This window comes from Faecalicatena orotica (assembly GCF_003149245.1).
GTDB classification, from domain to species: Bacteria; Bacillota; Clostridia; order Lachnospirales; family Lachnospiraceae; genus Faecalicatena_A; species Faecalicatena_A orotica.
In genome coordinates, this window is the sequence record NZ_QGDL01000031.1 from 1 (window position 1) to 1,961 (window position 1,961).

At 44.9% G+C, this 1,961-nt stretch carries 1 protein-coding gene; it reads right to left on the minus strand.

From position 1 onward, the window contains the following. Positions 1–100: 100 nt before the first annotated feature. On the minus strand, positions 101–1,828 hold the full coding sequence (locus A8806_RS25940; protein WP_109734048.1) for an IS1634 family transposase: 1,728 nt from the start codon (positions 1,826–1,828) through the stop codon (positions 101–103). Positions 1,829–1,961 lie beyond the last annotated feature (133 nt).

The following is a 1,961-nucleotide window of genomic DNA, read 5'->3' on the forward strand; positions in this document are numbered from 1 at the left end:
ATCTCGTCTTTGACACATGTGAGAAAAAATAAGTGCCACAATCCTAGGAAATTGGCGGGTTGTGGCACTTTGTACCCTGTGTGCGGTATATAGTAATGTTTTATCTTCTCTTGCTTTTTTTCTGGATCTCTTTCATTTTTCGCTTGGTTAAAAACTGATAGTCTGTCCGGAAGCCGCATGCTTCATGCAGCTCATCCGTTATGGTCTGCCGTTCATATAACGGCATAAAACCCTGCTCCTCTATATCGGCAAAATTCATGCTTTTCAGTATCTGGAGCAGCTGCTCTGTAGTACAGGGGCTTTTCAGGGATCTCTTCAGCAGTCTGAAATGGAGCAGTGCAAGGAAACAGGTGAGAAAGTGGGCTTTGATACGGTCCTCACGGCTCAGGTAGACAGGCCTTGCCTCAAACTCTGTTTTCATGGTCCTGAAACAGTCCTCAATCTGCCATCTGCCTTCGCTGACGTTCAGGATATCTGCAACATCATCGTCTAACAGATCGGTGCAGACCGCATAGAGTCCGTCATATTTTTCCTCTTCTGCAATCCGGTCCAGATCAAGGTAATAGTGTATATCCGCCTTTTCTCCCGCCTTTGTTACAGAAACTTTATTTACAAATCTCGCCGGGTCATTCGGGTTTTTCCGCTGCCGTTTCAATGAACCGCTGCTGACCATCTTTTCAGCCCTTGCAACCTGCTCTCCACGGACTGCCTTCTGATAGGCCGCGTACTTGGGGGAATAGGTTATGATCAGCCGCTGATGAACTTTTTTGGTTGTGTATGGTTCATCTTTGTAAAAAATACCCTGTTTATCTTCATCTGTCAGTTGTGTAATATCAGCTGTGGAATCATCAGCCAGCCGCTTAAAGCCATTCCTGTTTAAAGCCCATTCATGATCCTCCGCCGGAAGCTTTTTGATCGACTGGGTCACAATAAACGCCCGCTGTCCTAAATGGTTGAAGGCCCGGTTATCTTCAGAGGCAAGTCCGGCATCACTGCAGTAAATAAATTTTTCACATCCGAACTGCTGGAGGATTTTGGTTTCCAGAGGCTTCAACGACTTCTGCTCATTTTGGTTACCGGGGAAAAGGGAGAACGCTAACGGCAGTCCGTCCCCGTCTGTAAAGAGTCCCATTTGGATAATGGGGTTCGGCCGGTGTTCTTTGCTCTTCCCGTACTTTTTGCAGCCGTCTTCCTGTTCCATCTCGAAATAGTAGTTTGTGCAGTCATAATACAGGATCTTGTCATTCCTTCTGCCAAGAAAAAAACTGTTTTTATAAACTTCTGCCTGAATAAAATCCAGCTCTTTGGCAAGGACGGAAAGGGCGCGGTAAATATCATGGAGCTGGTAAGCCGGTGCTTCAAGGAACTGCTTTGCAGCCGTGAAAGAGGCACTTTTGCTGGAGGGTTCTAAAACCCGGGTATAGATCAGGTCGGAAAGGATTGCGTTTAAATCATACTCGAATTTATAGCGGCTTCTAATCTTGGTGCATATGGAGTCCATTTTCAGTCCATAGTAAACAGACTGGAGGAAGAGATAGCCGCCTGCAAAAAACTTTTTCCTGTTGCAGTCCATAAGCTTGTTGGAATGGAAGGGGATCATGACAACGGCATCTTCCATCTCGCTTTTATACTTTAAAGTTTCTAGGCGTGCTTCTTCTTCTGCCCACGCCATAACACCGTCCCTGTCGGTACCGAGACGTTTTGACAGTTCCGCCAGGGTGCCTAATTTCCGGATGGTCTTCGAAGTGCTTTTGCCCTGGGCGTTGGTATAGGATTTGGTAATATAAAAGGATTCAGAATTCTTTGATTTTGATGTAGTCACGCGCATAGTAATCACCTCAATATAAGTATACCACATATCACTAAATATTACTATATATTAAATTAAAATAGTTGACAAAAAAAGCGCCTATTTCTAGGCACTATAAGGGTTTTTCTTTTATGCAACTGTCAAACGCCCG

Coding starts and splice junctions, on each gene's coding strand:
- A8806_RS25940 (WP_109734048.1), bottom strand. CDS start 1,828: ATGCGCGTGACTACATCAAAATCAAAGAATTCTGAATCCTTTTATATT.